Source organism: Winogradskyella alexanderae (genome assembly GCF_020166335.1).
GTDB classification, from domain to species: domain Bacteria; phylum Bacteroidota; class Bacteroidia; order Flavobacteriales; family Flavobacteriaceae; genus Winogradskyella; species Winogradskyella alexanderae.
The window spans coordinates 122,357-143,117 of record NZ_JAIUJR010000003.1 but is presented as its reverse complement, the minus strand read 5'-3'; the positions used below and the strand labels follow the sequence as shown (position 1 = coordinate 143,117).

Below are 20,761 nucleotides of genomic sequence, written 5' to 3'. Positions count from 1 at the left end.
ACCAAACCTGAGACATAAATGATTCATTTCTTTGGAAACCAAAACAGTAAAGTTTTTGCTGTTCAAGCAACAAGAGAATTTTCAACAGAAACAATATCAAAATTAGTATGGTTGTTTGGCAACCAACCTAAAATAGAACAAGCATCGTTAGATGCTTTTTTTGTTGGTCCTAGAGCTGCAATGATCACCCCATGGAGTACCAATGCCGTGGAAATTACCCAGAATATGGGTATTGATGGCATTGTAAGAATTGAAGAGTTCACAATGGTTGAAAAAGATTTTAAAGGTTTTGATCCGATGATTTCTGAAAAGTACAACGGGCTAGATCAAGAGATTTATACAATAAAAGTTGTACCTGAAGCCATCAAAGATATTGTCGATATTGAAGCTTATAATCAACAAGAAGGTTTGGCCCTGAGCAAAGAAGAAGTAACATATCTGGAAGGTGTTTCCAAAAAAATTGGTCGTCCTTTGACCGACTCTGAAGTATTTGGTTTTTCACAGGTCAATTCTGAACATTGTAGACATAAAATTTTTAATGGCACCTTCGTTATTGATGGCGAAGAAATGCCTACATCATTGTTCAAATTAATTAAGAAGACTTCTGAAGCAAATCCAAATTCAATTGTTTCAGCTTACAAAGATAATGTCGCTTTTATTGATGGTCCTGTAGTTAAACAGTTTGCGCCAAAGCGTGCCGATATTCCGGATTACTATACAACGGAAGATTTTAAATCTGTTATATCCTTAAAGGCAGAGACACATAACTTCCCAACTACTGTAGAACCATTTAATGGAGCTGCAACAGGTTCTGGTGGAGAAATTAGAGATAGACTTGCCGGTGGAAAAGGTTCAATACCGTTAGCAGGAACAGCTGTTTACATGACTTCTTATTCGCGCTTGGAAGAAGAGCGTCCATGGGAGAAAGCCTTTCCTGAACGTAAATGGTTATATCAAACACCAATGGACATTCTGATAAAGGCAAGTAATGGTGCTTCTGATTTTGGAAACAAATTTGGCCAACCACTCATCTGCGGTTCCGTCTTAACGTTTGAACACCAAGAACAAAATGATAGACTAGGCTTTGACAAGGTGATAATGCTTGCTGGTGGTATTGGATATGGTAAAAAAAATCAAGCATTAAAGGATACACCTAAACAAGGTGATAAAATAGTTATACTTGGAGGCGACAACTACCGCATTGGTATGGGAGGTGCAGCAGTATCTTCTGCTGACACAGGTGAGTTTGATAGTGGAATCGAACTAAATGCCGTGCAACGTTCTAACCCAGAAATGCAAAAACGCGCTGCCAATGCCGTAAGAGGCATGGTTGAAAGTGACGAAAATTTTATAGTCTCTATTCATGACCATGGTGCTGGTGGACATCTTAATTGTCTCTCTGAACTTGTAGAGGATACTGGTGGTCAAATAAACTTAGACAAACTACCAATAGGAGATCCAACACTTTCCGCTAAAGAAATTATTGGTAATGAATCCCAAGAACGAATGGGACTCGTTATATCTAAGGATCACTTAGAACTCTTGCACAAAATTGCAGATCGCGAGCGCTCACCTATTTATGATGTTGGTGATGTTACTGGAGATGATCGATTTACTTTTAAGTCCGAAACAACTGGCGAAAAACCTATGGATTTGGCCTTAGAAGATATGTTTGGTAGTTCTCCAAAGACCATTATGACCGATTCAAAGCTTGATAAAACCTTTTCAGGTATCTCATATAATACAGATAATTTCTACGACTATTTGGACCAAGTTTTACAACTTGAAGCTGTTGCCTGTAAAGATTGGCTAACCAACAAAGTAGACCGTTGTGTTGGTGGTAAAGTTGCAAAACAACAATGTACTGGTGCCTTGCAACTACCTCTAAATAATGTTGGAGTAATGGCTCTAGACTTTAAAGGAAAGGAAGGTATTGCAACTTCTATTGGCCACTCTCCTATCTCTGGTTTGATAAATCCAGTTGCGGGCAGTAGAAACTCAATTACTGAAGCCTTGACAAATATTATTTGGGCACCACTTAAAGATGGATTAAAGAGTGTGTCATTATCTGCAAATTGGATGTGGCCATGCAGAAATGAAGGTGAGGATGCCAGATTATACGAAGCTGTAAAAGCAGTTTCTGATTTTGCAATTGAATTAGGCATTAATGTTCCTACAGGGAAAGATTCACTTTCAATGAAACAAAAGTATCCTGAAGGTGATGTTGTTGCTCCAGGAACTGTTATCATTTCTGCGGCTGGTAATTGCAACGATATTACACGAGTGGTAGAACCTGTCTTACAAAAAAATAAAGGTAGTATCTATTACATCAACATATCCCAAGATTCCTATAAACTTGGCGGAAGTTCTTTTGCTCAGATTAACAATAAAATTGGAAATAATACACCTAGCGTGTTAGATGCTGGTTATGTCAAGACTGTATTTAATACCCTACAATCTTTGATAAAACAAGATAAAATTGTTGCAGGTCATGATGTCGCCTCTGGTGGATTGATTACAACGCTTTTAGAAATGTGCTTTGCCGAAAATAATCTAGGTGCTGAAATCGATTTAACGGATTTAGGCGAGAAAGATGGCTTTAAGGTACTTTTTGCTGAAAATGCAAGTGTCGTAATCCAATCATCAAATGATTCCATAGAAAAAGATCTTTCAGATGCAGGCATAGACTTCCATAAGATTGGAGAGGTTAAAGAAAGTGATGTTTTGGGTGTAATTAATGGCAACGAAGTTTACACGATGACTGTTTCACGCTTAAGAGATGTGTGGTATAAGACATCTTATTTGCTAGATGAAAAGCAAACGGCAAACAAATTGGCAAAAGACCGTTTCAATAATTACAGGAATCAACCGCTTGCCTATAAATTCCCTGATCATTTTAATGGTAAAATACCTTCTGTTGGTAAAACGAGACCAAAGGCAGCCATCTTAAGGGAAAAAGGAAGTAACTCAGAGCGTGAAATGGCAAACGCTATGTATTTAGCAGGATTTGATGTTAAGGATGTCCATATGACCGATTTAATTTCAGGAAGGGAAAATCTAAATGATATTCAGTTCCTTGGTGCGGTTGGTGGTTTTAGTAATAGTGATGTTTTAGGCTCTGCAAAAGGTTGGGCAGGTGCCATTAAATACAACGCAAAAGCAAATGAGGTGATCCAAAAGTTCTTTGAACGAGAAGATACTCTATCGGTAGGTATTTGTAATGGTTGTCAATTATTTATGGAGCTCGAAGAAATTTACCCTGAACATGAGTATCATGGTAAAATGGTGCATAACGATTCTCACAAGCACGAAAGTAGTTTTACATCCGTAAAGATCGAAGACAACAACTCTGTTATGCTATCATCCTTGAGTGGTTCTACCTTAGGAGTTTGGATATCACATGGCGAAGGAAAGTTTGATTTACCTTATGCTGAAGATCAGTATAACATTGTGGCTAAATATGGTTATGAAGGTTATCCTGCCAATCCAAATGGGTCAGACTATAACACAGCTATGCTTTGTGATAAAACGGGTCGTCATTTGGTAACCATGCCACATATAGAACGGTCAACATTCCAGTGGAATTGGGCAAATTATCCATCAGGAAGAAAAGACGAGGTTTCGCCTTGGCTAGAAGCATTTGTCAATGCAAGAAAGTGGATTGAGAACCTGAAATAATAGCTTATATAGTTTTCAATATTACAGCATGATTTTGTTTTGAAATCTGTATAGATTTACTTACTTTTAATAGGTAAACTATGCGACTAAATCCAAAAATTCCTGAAGGTGATCTTGAGAAAAAATGGAGCAACTATCAGTTGAAATCCCAACTCATTAATCCTGCCAATAAAAAAAAACTTAGTGTAATAGTAGTAGGTTCTGGTTTAAGTGGTGCAGGCGCTGCATCTACTTTGGCAGAATTAGGCTATGATATAAAATGCTTTTGCTATCAAGATTCCGCAAGGCGTGCACATTCGGTAGCTGCACAAGGAGGTATTAACGCAGCAAAGAATTATCAGCATGATGGAGACAGTGTGTATCGCATGTTTTATGATACACTTAAAGGTGGCGATTTTAGATCAAGAGAAGCCAACACATATCGTCTAGCAGAATTATCTGCTCCACTAATTGATCATTTCGTTCAACAAGGTGTTCCATTTGCCAGAGAATATGGGGGAACATTGGTTAACCGTAGTTTTGGTGGTGTACAAGTGCAACGTACGTTCTATGCTCGTGGACAAACAGGTCAACAACTTTTATTGGCAGCCTATTCGCAATTGTATAAAATGATAAAGGCCAAAAAGGTTCAAATGTTTCCAAGAAGTGAAATGTTAGATCTGGTAGTAATTGATGGAAAAGCAAAAGGCATAATAGTTAGAAACTTAGTATCAGGACAATTAGAACGTTATGCAGCAGATGCTGTGGTTTTAGCGACTGGTGGTTATTCTAGGGTGTTTAGATTGTCTACTTTGGCCATAGGATGCAATGGCAGTGCCATTTGGAAGGCCCACAAAAAAGGTGCTTTTTTCGCGGCGCCAAGTTTTACGCAGATTCACCCAACAGCCTTACCACAATCAAGTGAAGCGCAATCTAAACTTACATTAATGTCAGAGTCTTTGCGTAATGATGGACGCATTTGGGTCCCAAAACAAAAAGATGATAAACGAAAAGCCAATGAAATTCCTGAAGATGAACGCGATTATTATCTTGAACGACGTTATCCAAGCTTTGGAAACCTTGCACCAAGAGATATTGCCTCAAGAGCCGCAAAAGAGCGCATCGATGCAGGTTATGGTGTAGGCCGACTCAAAAATGCAGTTTATTTAGACTTTAAACATGCTATTGAAAAGTTCGGTTTAACAACCATCCAAGATCGCTATGGTAACCTGTTTAATATGTACAAGAAAATAACTGGGATTGATGCCTACACCACTCCAATGTTAATTTCTCCAGCAGCTCATTTCTCTATGGGTGGCCTTTGGGTAGACTATGAATTAATGACCACCATACCTGGCCTATATGCTGTTGGTGAATGTAATTTTTCAGATCATGGCGCAAATAGGTTAGGTGCTAATTCCTTATTACAAGCCAGTGTTGATGGGTATTTTATTCTACCAAATACAATAAATAATTATTTGGCCAATGAGATCAAAGCAGACCATCCTACAATTGACCATCCTGAGTTTGAGAAAACCGAAAAAGAAGCACAAGCACATATTGATAAAATTCTTTCAATAAATGGAACCAAGACAGTAGATCATTTTCATCGCGAACTTGGTAAAATTATGTGGCACGAATGTGCTATGAGCAGGACAAAAGAAGGTCTTAAGAAAGCTATTTCTAATATTGAAGCCCTAAAAGAGGAGTTTTGGAGGGACGTTAAAGTGACTGGCGATCAATATGAGATGAATACCGAATTAGAAAAAGCGTATAGATTAGCAGATTTTATTGAATTAGGCCTTTTAATGTGCACGGATGCATTACAACGCGAAGAATCTTGTGGTGCACATTTTAGGGAAGAATATCAAACTGACGAAGGCGAAGCATTAAGGGTTGATGATGAATTCTCATTTGTCTCGGCATGGGAATATGATAATGGCAAATTCAATCTACACAAGGAACAATTGAAATTTGAATTTGTGAAGCCTACGGTACGTAGTTATAAATAAGATTTTTGATGAAAGTAACATTCAAAATATGGAGACAGGACAATCCAAATGTTAAAGGTGGATTTAAATCTTATGACGTCGAAGGATTAACTGAAGATATGTCTTTTTTGGAGGCCTTAGATCATCTTAATGAACAACTTGTTTTAAAGGATGAAAAAGTAATAGCCTATGAATATGATTGCCGTGAAGGTATCTGCGGTCAATGTGGCGTTTTTATTAATGGACGTGCACATGGACCCCATCCAAATATGACCACTTGCCAATTACATATGCGCAGCTTCGAGGACGGCGAGACAATTACAGTAGAACCATGGCGCGCAAAAGCGTTTCCAATAATAAAAGATTTGGTTGTCGACCGTTCGGCATTTGACCGGATTATTGAAGCAGGTGCCTATATAAGTTCTAAAACAGGTACAGCACCTGAAGCTAACGCTATTCCAATACCAAAAGAAATTGCTGATAAAGCAATGGACGCAGCGGCATGCATAGGCTGTGGCGCTTGTGTTGCTTCATGTAAAAATTCATCGGCCATGCTATTTACTTCTGCGAAGATAAATCATTTAAATAGTTTACCACAAGGCAAGGCAGAATCCTCTAATCGCCTAAAACAGATGACCTATCAAATGGACATAGAAGGTTTTGGAAATTGCACCAATACAGGAGCATGCGAAGTAGAATGTCCAGAAGGAATCTCGATTAAAAATATTGCTGAGATGAACGCCAACTGGATGCGAACAAAATTGTTTGGCTAAGAAAAAGATAACCAGTGCTTGAGCTCAACTTTGTAGACTAAGTTTATTATTCAGTTTCTGACTAAACTGTTTTACTTTTTTAGAATAATCATTGAGAGTATTTTCAAAGAGGGAAAAGCTTATTAGCGTTAGTTCCTCGGTGTTTTTATTATAATATAACAGTGCTCCACAACCATTAAGAAAAATAAGCCTTTGCCTCATTTTAATAATATTTTTATCGCGATTTAAATAGGTAATCAGCATCCCCATATCTTGAAGTGTCGCTATTAGATTATCTATTTGAAATGATTTGCTTGCCATTACCACTTTTGAAATATTTCGGTTATGAGGAATTTCGATATGCTCAGTAGTTAAAAAACTAAATATATCCTTAATCATATTCCTATATATAAATGCTGTAATAGAAGAAACTACTATAGCAAACAAAAGTGAGGTCGCAATGCTATGATAATCAAAGGCGTTACCAGAAATAAAGTCGTAAATACCATGACCTGCAAGAGACGCAAGAAACAAAAGTAACACGTAGAGCAGAGAGAATTTTACTAATACTATGCCTAACGAACCATACTTTAGTGACTGATTACTCATAATTTTTAGTCTTCAGTTTTGCTTTACTTTGTTTAGTTGGTCTTGACTCAAAAGGTAAATTGGCAACTAATCCAAACCATCTAAGGAACTTTGTTCTTGTAAGGTCGGAATAAGACGGAACCTTAACTCGGTAATCCAGTCATGGTAAAAATCATAACAAAAAGTGCTACAGTTTCAACAACACCGATTATCATAATATACTTGGCTGTATCATTAGCTCCAGATGCAATAGCATCACAGGCTCTTGCACCTGCTTTACCTTGAAAAATCGCAGAACCTGCCATAGCTGCTCCGGCAAACAAGCCAATAATAATCTGCCACAAATAGGAATCAGGATTCAAATTAGCGTCAGCGATTTGATTTTTAAGTATCATACCGTAAATAACTTGGGACAAGGGTGCGCCAACAAAAATTAATAATGCAGTAGCAGCTTTTTGACCATTTGTTATCATTTTTTTCCAAGCACCAATGGCTGCCATTCCTGCTATACCCGTACCAATAGCCGAACCGATTGCGGCAATACTAAGAGACATTCCCATGTCTCCTAAGCCTTCAACTGTTGTTTGTATAAGTGAAAAAATTCCCATAATTATCTGGTTTTAAAATAGTGTTATTCTTTTTATATTCTTTAATTCGTCTCTTGAGTTGACTCTGATACATCTAGTCTAAATGGCACATAGGCCTCGCCTGAAAACTGCACACCTAAATGACCTGCAAATTCAAGCATATTCAATCTAATACCATGTACCATAACAGCCATTAATGCCAATGCTATATTCAATGTATGTCCTAATAATAGTGCAATGACAGCCATTATAAAATCAAGTATTCCTATTCCTGAAATGCCATCAGGTAAAGCCATATTGTTAAAACTTGCGGCCACAGCTGCTGTAGCCATACCCACGGCAAAAAGTCTTACATAAGATACAATATCAGAAAAGCCACTTATTAAACTCAGAGGTAAATTGGCAATTGATGCACCCATGCTTTTTAAGAAGCTGTTACTTTCTTTAGAAAACAAAATAACCAACCCTGCTCCTACTATAAACAACCAAATATACCAACTTGGCGCAGGTTTACCCAGTACCAATTGTTCCGTAATAAAATAAAGTCCCCAAACCAATGAAATCCACCCAACTTCACTAAGTGCTTTAATGGAATTAATAAATTGAAACACGCGTATACCATGGGCTACCGTTAAATGTATAGCACCTATTAAGAAGGACAAATGCATCATAAAATTGACGTTGTCTACACCAAAACTTGAAATATTTGGCACTACTAGTTCCTTTAGGAATGGTAATTGTGCAATTTGCTCAGCGCCAAAATAAGTGCCACTCAAAACTCCCCAAATGATTGTAGAACCGCTTAATACATAAATCAATGTACGAAGTTGTGGTACCATTTTCCTCCTAAAAATAATGGCTAACACTAAGAATATAACACCATAGCCTGCATCACCTACAAGCATGGCAAAAAACAAAGCAAATGCAATTAGAAAATAAATAGATACATCTATTTCTTTATAGCCAGGAACTATATCGATAAACTTCATCATTGGATTGATTATACTAATCCATTTTGGATTTTTGATATATACTGGCACCTCATCCATATTGGTAGGTTCGTTAATGACATAACCTAAGGCTTCTTGTTCTGCAAATTTTTTAAATCCTGTAACCTCGTCTTTTGGAATAAAACCTCGAAGATACTTGACTTTTGATTGTATGTCTCCCATCCCATCAATTGCAGTTTCAGAAGCCAATCTTTTTTGTAATGATTGTTCGTAGGATTCCAATACCGATTGATAGCTCATATATTCATCCAGAAATGCTGTCAATTGCACAAATTGACGCAGTTTTCGCGCCTTGATGTCCATTAAACTTTTATAGGATAAGTTGGGTATTTCTTCTTCCTTATAGATGAGCTTTTCGTTCTTAACTTGTGAAAAAAGTGCAATTGGAATTTTATTTTCAAACTCATCAAAGGATAAAATTACCTTATCATCTGGAAGTGTTTTTAAAAGTGATTTATCTATTCGGTATAACCTTACATAAATGCCATTTTTTTCTAAAAAGTTTAAATCCTTTTCGTTAAGGTTATCTCCCCAGATTTTATAGAAGGCTAACTTCTCGTTTATGTCATTAATGCTACTTAATATATTCTGCTTTACAATTTTAGACTTTAAAAGACGCTCTACTAACCTTTTTGGGTCTTTGCCGTTAGGATCAAACTCCTGAGTACCTGAATTTTCAGATAGTTCGTGTTCTTTGAGTAGTTTTAAAGCTTCCTTGGTTTCATCAATTTCAATTTTACAGCGCTCTATTGAATCACTATTTGGTAAATTAACTTCTTTAATATCAACAACACCTAACGCGCCCAACTTTTGTATCGTTTCATCAACTGTATTGGCAGTCGTAAAGAGTAGTATTTCCTTCATGCGTACAATCATACTACTTCACTTTTAACTTGCTTTTTCTTCTTAACCAATTTAGCACAACCTATGGCAAGACGCTCTACATCTCCTAAATAAATCTCTATTTTTCGAATGTTATGCTGTGTTTCTGGTATAAAGACCTCTTTTAATGCATTTTTCATGCGTCGTGCTTCTGCCAATTCTTCTCTTACATTTTCTAGATTTTTCAATTCTAGTTTTAATATTTCATAGTTCGTTGTTTGGTCTTTACTAGATTGGATAGCAGTATCAACCCAAAGTGGTGTTTCGTAGAGATCAACATTACTTTCTTCGAATTCAATATCAACAAATTGTTCAATAATAACACCTGCTATTTCACGAGTTGTAGATTTGAGTTCTTTTACTGAAACCAACTTTTCCAAAGACATAATAGGTTCAGCCATGACTGCAGCCCATTCCTTAATCTCATTATTAGCAGTTTCAATGGCTTCTTCCAAGCGTTCGACAGCAGTTTCAATTGTGGTAATCACCTCCTTTAACTGCTGTTCCTTCATTTCAAAGACAGGTAACGCTGTTCTGTAACCTTTCAATTCAATCTTCAAGGCAGCCAAGGTGTTTTTATTCATTAAAATCTTGTCTGCCATATCACGCTACTTTTAAGGATTGTTGAAAAACTTCGAATCCTACCTCTGCATCAAATTGCCACCAACGTAACAATACCTCAAGCTTAAGTTTATATAGTGTTAAAGCAGAAAAGTTCGCATAGTGACCTAAAGATAAGGTTTCTAATTTCTGCCATTGCAAACCGAGTAGATACTCTTCTGCTTTTAAGGGATTTTCTGGCAGTTCACCTAGGATTTCATAATGCAATTTACCAGTAGATTCAATTGATTTACGATTTATACGATAGTCTTTTAATTCACTTTTTAAGTGGTGCATAAATTTTGAGAATTTAGCAACCACATCTACAGAACTGTCTCGAAAGTTTGGTAGATGAATGGATTTTAACTCAATAGTTTTAAACCTATTAAATTCCGAAGGTGATAAATATTTGGAAGCATCATCATGTAATATGGAAACCAAGTCTTGAGAGTCCTCCTCATTAGAAGCATACTTTTGAAACAGACCCCTAATCTCAAGTTTAACCGTATCCGAATAACTAAAAGTAAGATTTGGAAGACTGCTAATGAGATATTCTAGGTTTCCTGTGAGCATTTATGCGTTTTTAAGAATTTCAGCCCATTTAGGACTTAAATGTTGACTTAACAATTCAGCAATTTCTTCGGCAGTTATATCATAGCTCCAACCTTCATCAATTTTGGTAACTGATAGTCCTGAGAGTAAATTATTTTTTTTTATTATTTGAGGTACTGATTTAGAGGTTGCAAGACTATTTTGCAAAGATTTAATCATCTCGTCTTCCATATCTTTAGGAAGCGTAACTGCTACTTTACCCCCCAAACTATCCATTACCTTAGAAATAACTTTAGTGTATAAATCTGTTGTGAATGCTTCTTTTACCTCTGCTTCTAGAACGGATTTAAAAAGATTGTGAATATCGTTTTTTACTGAAATCTGTACATCTCGTGCCGCTTGATTTAAAGCTATTTTTCCTTTTTTGACTAAGCCTTCGGCATGTACTTCAGCATCTTTTATAAGTGCTCTTTTGTCTGCCTCAGCCTTATTTATAATCTGTTTTGCTTTCAGCTTCGCGTCATTAATAATACTTTGAGCTTCTAATTCAGAGGCTTCTATAGCCTCAGATTTTACCTTGGCAATCAATCCATCTAATGTCTGTTCACTCATAAGTACTCTGCTTTTAAAATCTTAAACTTGCCTTTTTCTGGCCAATATTTTTCAACGAGGTTTGATGCCAATCCTACTTCCTCTTTCTTGAAATGATTGGCTAAAATATCCCAACATAAGTCCAAGGCCTCTTCTAATTCCAAATACCTAAACGGATCCATTAATTCACGCTGAAACGTTTTACGATAATCCAATAGACGTAGCGAATAATCATCCTTAACAGAACCAAATTTTTGAGCCTTTACACGCTCTTCTGCTTCCGATAACAATCGCGCCATGGCGTTCATAATCCCGCGATGGTCGTCACGGGTTTTATCATTGACCTGTTGCTTTAAGCGACTCAGAGAGCCGAACAATTCCAAGTAACCATCCTTCATAAAAAACTGGCCTTCGGTAATATAGCCTGTGTTATCTGGAACTGGATGTGTTACATCATCCATGGTTGTAACCCCTAAAATGGTTAAACTTCCTGAATCCTCTATGTCTGCGGCCTTTTCATAACGACTTGCTAATTGCGAGTACAAATCACCAGGATACCCTTGGTTAGCCGGTATCTGATCTTGGGCATTGGCCACTTGACGCAAATAATCTGACCATTGGGTCATATCCGATAATAACACAAATACGTTTTTGCCCTGTAGTGCAAATCGTTCACCAACTGCCAATGCTAAATCTGGAACCATTAATCCCTCTACAATCGAGTCGCGATGCGTATGAATAAACATAATCGTTTTACTCTTACTACCTGCTTCTTCGATACGTTCTTTAAAGTAGTGGTACTCGTCATATTTAAGTCCAACACCGCCAATAATAATAACATCGGCATCAGTTTGCGTCGCTACATTAGCCAATAGTCTATTATAGGGTTCGCCAGCTCTAGCGAAAATCGGTATTTTTTGAGACCGTACTAAAGTGTTAAAGACGTCGATCATGGGTACACCAGTCCGTATCATATTTTTTGGAATGAGACGTTTAACTGGATTAATTGACGGCCCTGCAACCCGAGTCATATCTGATGTTAATTGAGGTCCTCCGTCGATAGGCTCGCCATTTCCAGCATATACTCGACCCAACATATCGTCAGAAAAACCAACTTGAACGGGGTGTCCTAAAAAACGAATTTTACAATCGGTTGAAACCCCAAATCCACCTCCAAAGAGTTGCAAGGTTACCTTATTACCATTCAGGGCAATAACTTGAGCAAAAGCTTTTTTACCATCTGGATAAATTACCTCGGCCAGCTCCTTATTATGGACGTCCTTGGCCTCAATGGTTAAAATAGCCCTTCCAATACTATCTATGTTCTCATACGTTTTCCTTAGCATGTGCTTTTTGTTTAACCAGATTAACAATTTTAGCTTTTTGGTTTTCAAAATTAGAATCATCTAACTTTAAATTATTCCAATCAATAAAGGCTTGACGTAAGAAATTGAAATGCGACCGAATATCCTCCTTGGTTTCTATGTGAACTGGCGAATCAATAATGTGTTTTATCATATCGAACATCATCCGTAGACGATCCGGCGCAGTTACCCCATCGATAGGATGGAAACTATTTTGCTGTAAAAATACGGCGTCTAATAGTTCAGATTTTTGATAGGTAATATATGCTTCATTAGTAATACCACGTTCACCCATTAGCAACAAATTAGAAGAAATGGTTTTTCCTTCTTTTAGCAAATTCTTTAAAAACATTACTTCATCTGCTGTTATCAATGATGGATATTGAGAACTACTATCAATGCGATCTATTGCTGGATATTTTCTGGCGTCAGAAAGTTCTCTGGATAATCCTAGAAATGCACCTGTACTTAACAATGTAGCTTGAGTAACCGGTTCGTCAAAATTACCACCAGCTGGTGATATGGTTCCGATAATACTGAGGGAACTTTTGGTTCCGTCAGGTAAGATTTCAACACCTGCTCTGTCATAAAATGCTGAAATAAGGGTTGATATATACATTGGAAAAGCTTCTGGACCAGGAATTTCCTCTTTCCTTCCAGAGGTTTCGCGTAGTGCTTGTGCCCATCTTGAAGTAGAGTCGGCCAAGATTAATACATTAAGGCCTTGCTTACGATAATATTCGCCTACTGCGGTTGCCATGTAAACTGAAGCTTCACGTGCGGCAACTGGCATTGACGATGTATTACCAACGATATAGGTTCTATCCATTAGCGACTTACCTGTTCTAGGGTCTATCAATTCAGGAAAATCTTTAAATACCTCAACTGCCTCACCAGCTCTTTCACCACAAGCTGCAATAATTACAACATCTGCTCTTGAGTGTTTTGCAATACTGTGTTGCAATACAGTTTTCCCAGCACCAAAAGGACCTGGACTACATGCCGTGCCACCATAGGCTATGGGAAAGAGTGCATCAAGAATTCGCATTCCTGTAGGTAAAGTTTCTGTAGGAACTGAGCGTTGATGAAATGGCATGGGTTGTTTTACCGGCCAGTCGAAAACCATCGTAAGATTTATCGTGTTACCTGACTCATCCTTAATGGTTGCAATAGTATCATTAACTGAATAATCACCCTCTTCTGCAATACTGTAAATTGTGTATTCGTCTTGGAATGAAAATGGAACAAATATTTTGTGGGTAAATAACTTTTCAGGAACTGAACCTAAAATAGAACTACCACTTACAGAATCTCCTTTCTTTACCTTAGGGGTAAAATGCCATTTAGTTTTAGTATCTAAAGGATCGACCACCATTCCTCGCTCTAGGAACCATGCTTCTTTGGCGAGCTCGTACAAAGGGTTTTGAAGCCCGTCTGTAACAGTGCCTAATATTCCAGGACCTAATTTTACGGATAACGGTAAGCCAGTAAATTCTACCACATCACCAACACGCATCCATGACGTGTCTTCAAACACCTGAAGATAGACCAGTTTACCAGGTTTAACATCAATAACTTCGGATTTTAATCTTTTACCTCCATCGATAATGATATAGGCTACCTCTCCATTCATTACTGAACCCTCAGTGTTTTCAACACCAACTAAAGATTCATTAACGCTTACAACTTTTCCTTTTGCTTGTCCCAAGTAAATTCGGTCTTTTTATTTTTTTTTAACTGCCTCTCAATTTTCGCACCTCTTCCTCAATTTTATTATACCATATACGCTCCTTGATTTCATTGGCACTTTTACGGTACAATTTTGCCTTCTCAGGTTTATCTAACTTATCGTACAGTTTAGCAATAGCGCTATATGCGGGAACATGCATGGTATTGATCCCCAAACTTGCCTTGTATTGCTCTATGGCTTCTTCATAAAAACCATCTTTTTCAAGTTGCTCTCCAGCCTTATATAAGGTTTCAAAATCTTTGATATCTGTTTCAAGATGAAGATTTATAACATCTTGCGATTTTAAAGTTAAGAAACTACATGGAACTTCACGAATGACCTTTTCGGTTACACTCCCAACTACTAATCTATTCAATCCTGTTCTGCCAGCAGTACCCATAATTAATAAATCTACGCTGTCTGATGCTATGGTTCCTAATATTTCTTTAGACGCTTCTCCTCTGGTTTCTAATTTATCCCAGTTAAGATTATCAAGATTAAATTGCTCTAAAAACTTGGCGAATTCTTTTTTATGCTTTTCAAAGCGCTCCTCATTTTCCTTGTTGAGCTCCTCTTTTGATGTAAACCAAGAGGATGTTTGTTCTTCCGAAACACTTAATATCAAAAGATTTGCATCAAATCTTCTTGCTATAATTATTGCGTTGTTTAAAGCACGTTTTGACGGGTCTGATAAATCCACCGGACAAAGTATTGTCCTTATATTAAATTTGTCATCTTCTTTAATAACCAATACAGGTTTTTCACTATACTGTATTATTCGCTCCGTTGTAGTACCCAACTTAAACTTATCTTTAGATTTATTTTCACCTGATCCAACCAGTATCATATTTGCATTCACAGCAGATGCCGTCATAGCAATCAAATCATGGGCAACACCATGCTTAAGTATTGGGTTTTCTGCGTTTATACCATTGCTCTTAAACGCTTCGATTGTTTCATTTAGTTTTTCTTTTGCAACGGTATCTAATAACTCTTTTGCCTTTGGGTTAACAATATCCTCGGGTAAGACATGAATCGGTACAATGGTTGACTTAAATGTCTTAGCTAGTGACATGGCCACATTTTGTAGGTTTTTTGATGTTGATGCAAAGTCTTGAGCAAATAATATTTTATCGAGTATTTTCATCTAATTTAGATTTATCTTTATGTGATTTTTATATGAGCCGAACTTATTTTGACAGAAAACAAGTATCGTTTGAAACTGCTCAAATTTAGTGAATTCTCAAAAAAAAATAATGACAATTCTCATGATTGTTGAAATTAATTTAGCGAATTTTCGCCTGCAACTTTTTTAAGAGAATGAATGGAATATAATTGATGTTATCCTTGATTTTTCAATTTAGTTATTATACATTTAAAAAGAAATTAAGAGTAATTTTAACCCTTTAGAATGAAAAGAATTCTTGTACCTGTCGATTTTTCGGATACTTCAAAAAATGCGCTTCAATATGCTATTGATTTGTATAATAGTAATGCTCTAGAAGTTACAGTTTTACATATATACGGCACAAAATCTACTGCATTAATGATGAAATCTATTGACAGCATTTTAATCAAGGAAGCTACTAAGGAAATGGAAGCTTTGATTAGTGCTATGAGAGAAAAAGCGCCTGATGTGGTCTTCAAAACTAAAATGGCTAAGAACTATGCAGTTTCAACGATTTCTGAACTCGGAAATTCCGGTAGGTTTGATATGGTTGTGATGGGAACGAAAGGCGTGAGTGGTCTAAAGGAAGTCTTTATGGGCAGCATTGCAGGAGGTGTTGTTTCAAAATCATCAATTCCAGTCATTGTCGTGCCTCTAGATTATGAACTCAAGGACATTGAAAAAGTTGTTTTTGCAATTGGTGATGATTCAATAAAAGATGCCTCTGCTCTGTCATCTCTAAAAGAAATAGTTACACTTCATAAAAGCAAGCTAGAAATTCTTCATATTTCGAATAATGGGTTGCCCAGTTTCGATAAAATCACTACAGCTGTTAAGGATTTAAATCCTGAATTTACACATAAGAAAGCTAAAGGAGATTTAAACCAACAACTAAACGTTCATATTAATAACAATGATATAGACTTACTTTGTTTATTGCGAACTAAAAAGGATTTCCTAGACCGTTTATTTAGCGGAAGTGTAACCTTAAAACAAACATTTAATAGTCCTGTACCGATTCTAATACTACATAGCTAATTTTTTCTTACATGTACCACAAAGAATAAAAAAGCCTGAAGAAAATCTTCAGGCTTTTTGGAACCAAAAAATATTTACATAGTTGCTTTGATAGCTGCTTGTGCAGATACCAACCTTGCAATTGGAACTCTATAAGGTGAACAACTTACGTAATCCATTCCTGTATTATAACAGAACTCAACTGAACTAGGCTCTCCGCCATGTTCTCCACAAATACCTACTTTTAGGTTTGGTTTTGTAGCTCTACCTCTTTGTGTACCTAATTTTATTAATTGCCCCACTCCTTCCTGATCTATTACTTCAAAAGGATCTACTTTTAAAATTCCCTTTTCAATATAGATTGGCAAGAATTTACTCGCGTCATCACGTGAATAGCCAAAAGTCATTTGCGTTAAATCGTTTGTACCAAAGGAGAAGAAGTCTGCTTTCTCTGCTATTAGATCTGCCACAAGAGCGGCTCTTGGTACCTCAATCATAGTACCAACTAAAAATTCTATTGTGTCATCACGTTCTTCGAAAATTTTATTAGCAGTGTCTCTAATTATTTCACTTTGCATTTCAAACTCCTTAACGGTTCCCACTAGAGGGATCATTATTTCAGGTTTACAAACAATGCCTCTTTCTTTTAAATTAAGTGCTGCCTCAATTATTGCTCTTGTTTGCATCTCTGTAATTTCAGGATAAGTATTACCTAACCTACAGCCTCTGTGTCCAAGCATTGGATTAAATTCTTCCAATTCGGCGACCTTATTCTTAACCGCCTGTAGTGAGATATGCATATCTTCAGCCAATTCCTTTTGAGTAGCTAATTGGTGAGGCACAAACTCATGTAATGGCGGGTCTAACAATCTAATCGTAACTGATTGTCCCTGCATAGCTTCAAAAATACCTTCAAAATCAACACGTTGCATTGGTAATAATTCGTCTAATGCATGTTTACGTCCTTTAATGGTATTTGCTAAAATCATTTCGCGCATCGCTTTAATTCTATCAACCTCAAAGAACATATGCTCAGTTCTAGTTAGGCCTATACCCTGTGCACCAAATGCTCGAGCTATTTTTGCGTCTTTCGGTGTATCCGCGTTGGTACGAACTTTTATTTCACCATACTTTTCAGCAAGTGTCATAAGTTCTGCGAACTCACCACTAAGTTCTGGCTCCATAGTTGCTACTTTACCTTCAATAACGTTTCCTGTTGTACCATTTAAGGAAATCCAGTCACCATCATGAAAAACGTGATCCCCAACAGTTAGTGTTCTAGTCTTATAGTTAATGTTGAGCGCCCCTGCGCCAGATACACAACATTTGCCCATACCCCTAGCTACCACAGCAGCGTGAGAGGTCATACCACCTCGTGCTGTTAAAATACCCTTGGCAATATTCATACCTTCTAAATCTTCGGGAGAAGTTTCGATACGGACTAAAATACTGTGTTTATACTTTTTGGCTTCATCCGCAAAGAACACTATTCTACCTGTTGCTGCTCCAGGAGAAGCAGGCAAACCTTGTGCTATAACATTTGAGCGTTTTAATGCAGTAGGGTCAAATATGGGATGTAATAATTCATCTAGTTTGTTCGGTTCAATTAACAACAAGGCTTCTTTTTCGTTAATCATGCCTTCCTTAAGCAAGTCCATTGCTATTTTAACAGTGGCCGCTCCGGTACGCTTACCGTTCCTAGTCTGAAGAATCCAAAGCTTACCATCTTGAATCGTAAACTCCATGTCCTGCATATCGCGATAATGCTTCTCTAATATATCTTGATATTCGTTTAATTCATTAAAAATTGATGGCATCAATTCTTCGAGTGAAGGATAATTTTCTAATCGATCGTCTTCTTCAATTTTCGCTAATTTTGCCCAGCGTTGAGATCCTAATTTTGTGATTTGCTGTGGTGTGCGTACCCCTGCAACAACGTCCTCACCTTGCGCATTTATTAAATATTCACCATTGAATACATTTTCGCCAGTGCCGGCATCACGTGTAAAACAAACACCTGTACCAGAATTATCTCCCATGTTTCCATACACCATAGCTTGAACATTTACAGCAGTTCCCCAATCAGCAGGGTAACCATGCATATTACGATAATAGACTGCTCTATCACCATTCCAGCTATTGAAAACAGCCATTATTGCACCCCAAAGCTGTTCCCATGGATCTGTTGGAAAATCTTTACCTGTGCGCTTTTTGATTGTGTCTTTAAAATCGTACACTAAATCTTTTAAATCTTGAACGGTAAATTCAGTATCTAGTTGAATGCCTCGTTTATGCTTTAGGTGTTCCATTATTTCTTCAAAAGGATCAATATCGTCTTTTGATTCTGGTTTCATCCCCATAACAACACCGCCGTACATTTGAATGAAACGACGATAAGAATCCCATGCAAACTGTTCGTTGTTTGTACGTTTGGCTAAACCAATTACAACCTCATCATTCAAACCTAAGTTCAACACAGTATCCATCATTCCTGGCATAGATACTCTTGCTCCAGATCTGACTGAAATTAATAGTGGATTTTCTTTATCCCCGAATACTGAACCCATTTGAGTTTCAATATTAGCTATAGACTGCTCAACCTCTTCTTTTACCAACTCAATTATGGCATCTTTGCCTAGTTGATTGTATTCAGTACATACTTCAGTTGTGATAGTAAATCCAGGAGGAACAGGTATGCCGAGCGCACTCATTTCTGCTAGATTAGCACCTTTACCTCCTAACAAATTTTTCATTTTACTGTTTCCGTCTGCAGTTTTGTTTCCAAATCTGTAAACTCGAGTTTTTAACCCTTCCATTACTTCCATTTTATATAATTTTTTGATTCTCTTTTTTAATGTCTAATTTTCCAAAAGACGGTATAAAAGTAGATGTAATACGGAAGAATTTACATGATAATTATCATCTATCAGAAAAAGTTTTGACATTAATATGAATTAATAAGGTCAATAAACATGATTAAGAAAATTGCATAAAATTAGGCTACAAGAGTACTGTTCTCCATTTTGGAATAAGCCTTTTTTACAGAGCGTTTCATTAAAAATGAAACTATCAAAGCAACCACGAATAAACCGCTAAACACCTTTAAGGTGATGTCGAGTGATCCCGTGGTATTTTTGACTACATCGTAGATCGTCGGACCTATGACGCCTGCAAGTCCCCAACCTGCCAAAACCATTCCATGGATAGCACCAAGCTGTTTGGTACCAAACAAATCTCCCAAGAATGCAGGAAGTGTTGCAAAACCCCCACCATACATCGTTATTACAGTAAAAAGAATAATTAAAAATACTATCTCAATAGTAATCTGAGGTAAAAAATAGAATGCTAAAATTTGAAATGCAAAAAATATAATATAAGTGTTTGGACGACCTAGATAATCTGATAATCCTGACCAAATAATCCTACCCAGTCCGTTAAAGACACCTATTAAACCAACCACCGTAGCCGCTTGCATTGGTGTGTAGCTCAATTTCTCCTGCATCATTGGACTTGCAGCCGCAATAATTGCAATACCACAAGTTATATTTATAAACATCATTAACCATATGTAGATAAAACGTGACGACCTTAAGGCTTCTCTTGCAGTAACATTAGATATGTCTGCTTTTACCGTTTTAGATTGCCCTGGCTTGTAACCATCTGGTAAATAGCCTTCAGGAGGACGCTCAATATATCTTGCAGATGAAAGTATAAGAATCATGTAAATAAGACCTAATAAAAAGAAAGCATTTGCTACACCAACTGCTTCGAAGAACGTTTGCATAACAGGACCAAAGATTAAAGCAGAAAATCCAAATCCCATTATAGCCATGCCAGTTGCTAAGCCTCTTTTGTCAGGAAACCACTTAACAAGCGTACTTACGGGAGTAATATAGCCTAGACCAAGACCTATACCACCAATTACACCATAACAGAGGTAGAACAAAACCAAAGACTCTAATTGTACGGCCAAACCTGAGCCTAGAATTCCTATTCCATAAAAAATACCTGCCGTGGTTCCACTTACTTTTGGACCAACCCTTTCTACCCAAGGACCAAGGAAAGCAGCTGAAAAGCCAAGTAATAAGATTGCTATTTTAAAGGCCCATTTTATGACACTTCCTTCAACATCAAAAATTTCCTTAACCGGATTAGTAATTACAGAATAGGCATAAACCGAACCAATTGATATATGAATTCCTACGGCAGAAAGTGCAATTAACCAACGGTTTTTTAATTTAGGAGTATTCATATCTAATTTCATTTAGTTATC

Annotated in this window: 15 protein-coding genes; 4 read left to right on the top strand and 11 right to left on the bottom strand. The window is 37.0% G+C overall.

From position 1 onward, the window contains the following. The first annotated feature begins 18 nt into the window (after positions 1 to 18). The 3 genes from purL to LBU54_RS06360 all read left to right on the top strand — a co-directional run bounded on the left by purL (position 19) and on the right by LBU54_RS06360 (position 6,421). Positions 19 to 3,678 (top strand): phosphoribosylformylglycinamidine synthase, encoded by a 3,660-nt coding sequence (gene purL, locus LBU54_RS06370; protein ID WP_224527412.1) that lies wholly within the window; start codon positions 19 to 21, stop codon positions 3,676 to 3,678. 80 nt (positions 3,679 to 3,758) lie between these two features. After that, the gene (locus tag LBU54_RS06365) at positions 3,759 to 5,669 is read left to right on the top strand and encodes a fumarate reductase/succinate dehydrogenase flavoprotein subunit (RefSeq protein WP_224527408.1); all 1,911 of its coding nucleotides are present in this window, start codon (positions 3,759 to 3,761) and stop codon (positions 5,667 to 5,669) included. Between the two features lie 8 nt (positions 5,670 to 5,677). After that, the gene (locus tag LBU54_RS06360) at positions 5,678 to 6,421 is read left to right on the top strand and encodes a succinate dehydrogenase/fumarate reductase iron-sulfur subunit (RefSeq protein ID WP_224527405.1); all 744 of its coding nucleotides are present in this window, start codon (positions 5,678 to 5,680) and stop codon (positions 6,419 to 6,421) included. Between the two features lie 24 nt (positions 6,422 to 6,445). Here LBU54_RS06360 and LBU54_RS06355 read toward each other — a convergent pair whose 3' ends face one another. The 9 genes from LBU54_RS06355 to LBU54_RS06315 form a co-directional block, all read right to left on the bottom strand. Continuing rightward, complete coding sequence (locus tag LBU54_RS06355; RefSeq protein WP_224527402.1) at positions 6,446 to 7,009, bottom strand: hypothetical protein; 564 nt, start codon at positions 7,007 to 7,009, stop codon at positions 6,446 to 6,448. 122 nt (positions 7,010 to 7,131) lie between these two features. After that, the gene (locus LBU54_RS06350; RefSeq protein WP_224527399.1) at positions 7,132 to 7,596 is read right to left on the bottom strand and encodes a hypothetical protein; all 465 of its coding nucleotides are present in this window, start codon (positions 7,594 to 7,596) and stop codon (positions 7,132 to 7,134) included. 41 nt (positions 7,597 to 7,637) lie between these two features. Continuing rightward, on the bottom strand, positions 7,638 to 9,461 hold the full coding sequence (locus LBU54_RS06345) for a V-type ATP synthase subunit I (RefSeq protein ID WP_224527396.1): 1,824 nt from the start codon (positions 9,459 to 9,461) through the stop codon (positions 7,638 to 7,640). Beyond that, positions 9,458 to 10,069, bottom strand: coding sequence for a V-type ATP synthase subunit D (locus LBU54_RS06340; protein WP_224527394.1), 612 nt, complete (start codon positions 10,067 to 10,069; stop codon positions 9,458 to 9,460). Before LBU54_RS06340 ends, LBU54_RS06345 begins: the two co-directional genes overlap by 4 nt. Position 10,070: 1 nt before the next feature. After that, the gene (locus LBU54_RS06335; RefSeq protein WP_224527390.1) at positions 10,071 to 10,640 is read right to left on the bottom strand and encodes a hypothetical protein; all 570 of its coding nucleotides are present in this window, start codon (positions 10,638 to 10,640) and stop codon (positions 10,071 to 10,073) included. Beyond that, on the bottom strand, positions 10,641 to 11,231 hold the full coding sequence (locus LBU54_RS06330; protein WP_224527387.1) for a hypothetical protein: 591 nt from the start codon (positions 11,229 to 11,231) through the stop codon (positions 10,641 to 10,643). Further along, the gene (locus tag LBU54_RS06325; protein ID WP_224527383.1) at positions 11,228 to 12,556 is read right to left on the bottom strand and encodes a V-type ATP synthase subunit B; all 1,329 of its coding nucleotides are present in this window, start codon (positions 12,554 to 12,556) and stop codon (positions 11,228 to 11,230) included. The genes LBU54_RS06330 and LBU54_RS06325 overlap by 4 nt, the downstream gene beginning before the upstream one ends. Next, positions 12,537 to 14,282, bottom strand: coding sequence for a V-type ATP synthase subunit A (locus LBU54_RS06320; protein WP_224527380.1), 1,746 nt, complete (start codon positions 14,280 to 14,282; stop codon positions 12,537 to 12,539). Before LBU54_RS06320 ends, LBU54_RS06325 begins: the two co-directional genes overlap by 20 nt. Before the next feature lie 25 nt (positions 14,283 to 14,307). Then, positions 14,308 to 15,450 carry a universal stress protein gene (locus LBU54_RS06315; RefSeq protein ID WP_224527377.1) on the bottom strand — a complete coding sequence of 381 codons (1,143 nt, stop codon included), beginning with the start codon at positions 15,448 to 15,450 and terminating at the stop codon, positions 14,308 to 14,310. A gap of 264 nt (positions 15,451 to 15,714) precedes the next feature. Between LBU54_RS06315 and LBU54_RS06310 the strand changes: the two genes are divergently transcribed. Further along, positions 15,715 to 16,509, top strand: a complete 795-nt coding sequence (locus LBU54_RS06310) for a universal stress protein (RefSeq protein WP_224527374.1) — start codon at positions 15,715 to 15,717, stop codon at positions 16,507 to 16,509. Positions 16,510 to 16,583: 74 nt separating this feature from the next. On the opposite strand, the gene ppdK is transcribed toward LBU54_RS06310, so the two are convergent. Beyond that, positions 16,584 to 19,313: a pyruvate, phosphate dikinase gene (ppdK, locus tag LBU54_RS06305; protein WP_224527371.1), complete on the bottom strand. Its 2,730-nt coding sequence runs from the start codon at positions 19,311 to 19,313 to the stop codon at positions 16,584 to 16,586. 170 nt (positions 19,314 to 19,483) lie between these two features. Then, positions 19,484 to 20,740: an L-lactate MFS transporter gene (locus LBU54_RS06300; protein ID WP_224527368.1), complete on the bottom strand. Its 1,257-nt coding sequence runs from the start codon at positions 20,738 to 20,740 to the stop codon at positions 19,484 to 19,486. Positions 20,741 to 20,761 lie beyond the last annotated feature (21 nt).

Excerpts from the sequence above, each read along its gene's own strand:
- purL (WP_224527412.1), top strand. The coding sequence starts at position 19 with ATGATTCATTTCTTTGGAAACCAAAACAGTAAAGTTTTTGCTGTTCAA.
- LBU54_RS06365 (WP_224527408.1), top strand. The coding sequence starts at position 3,759 with ATGCGACTAAATCCAAAAATTCCTGAAGGTGATCTTGAGAAAAAATGG.
- LBU54_RS06360 (WP_224527405.1), top strand. The coding sequence starts at position 5,678 with ATGAAAGTAACATTCAAAATATGGAGACAGGACAATCCAAATGTTAAA.
- LBU54_RS06355 (WP_224527402.1), bottom strand. The coding sequence starts at position 7,009 with ATGAGTAATCAGTCACTAAAGTATGGTTCGTTAGGCATAGTATTAGTA.
- LBU54_RS06350 (WP_224527399.1), bottom strand. The coding sequence starts at position 7,596 with ATGGGAATTTTTTCACTTATACAAACAACAGTTGAAGGCTTAGGAGAC.
- LBU54_RS06345 (WP_224527396.1), bottom strand. The coding sequence starts at position 9,461 with ATGATTGTACGCATGAAGGAAATACTACTCTTTACGACTGCCAATACA.
- LBU54_RS06340 (WP_224527394.1), bottom strand. The coding sequence starts at position 10,069 with ATGGCAGACAAGATTTTAATGAATAAAAACACCTTGGCTGCCTTGAAG.
- LBU54_RS06335 (WP_224527390.1), bottom strand. The coding sequence starts at position 10,640 with ATGCTCACAGGAAACCTAGAATATCTCATTAGCAGTCTTCCAAATCTT.
- LBU54_RS06330 (WP_224527387.1), bottom strand. The coding sequence starts at position 11,231 with ATGAGTGAACAGACATTAGATGGATTGATTGCCAAGGTAAAATCTGAG.
- LBU54_RS06325 (WP_224527383.1), bottom strand. The coding sequence starts at position 12,556 with ATGCTAAGGAAAACGTATGAGAACATAGATAGTATTGGAAGGGCTATT.
- LBU54_RS06315 (WP_224527377.1), bottom strand. The coding sequence starts at position 15,450 with ATGAAAATACTCGATAAAATATTATTTGCTCAAGACTTTGCATCAACA.
- LBU54_RS06310 (WP_224527374.1), top strand. The coding sequence starts at position 15,715 with ATGAAAAGAATTCTTGTACCTGTCGATTTTTCGGATACTTCAAAAAAT.
- ppdK (WP_224527371.1), bottom strand. The coding sequence starts at position 19,313 with ATGGAAGTAATGGAAGGGTTAAAAACTCGAGTTTACAGATTTGGAAAC.
- LBU54_RS06300 (WP_224527368.1), bottom strand. The coding sequence starts at position 20,740 with ATGAATACTCCTAAATTAAAAAACCGTTGGTTAATTGCACTTTCTGCC.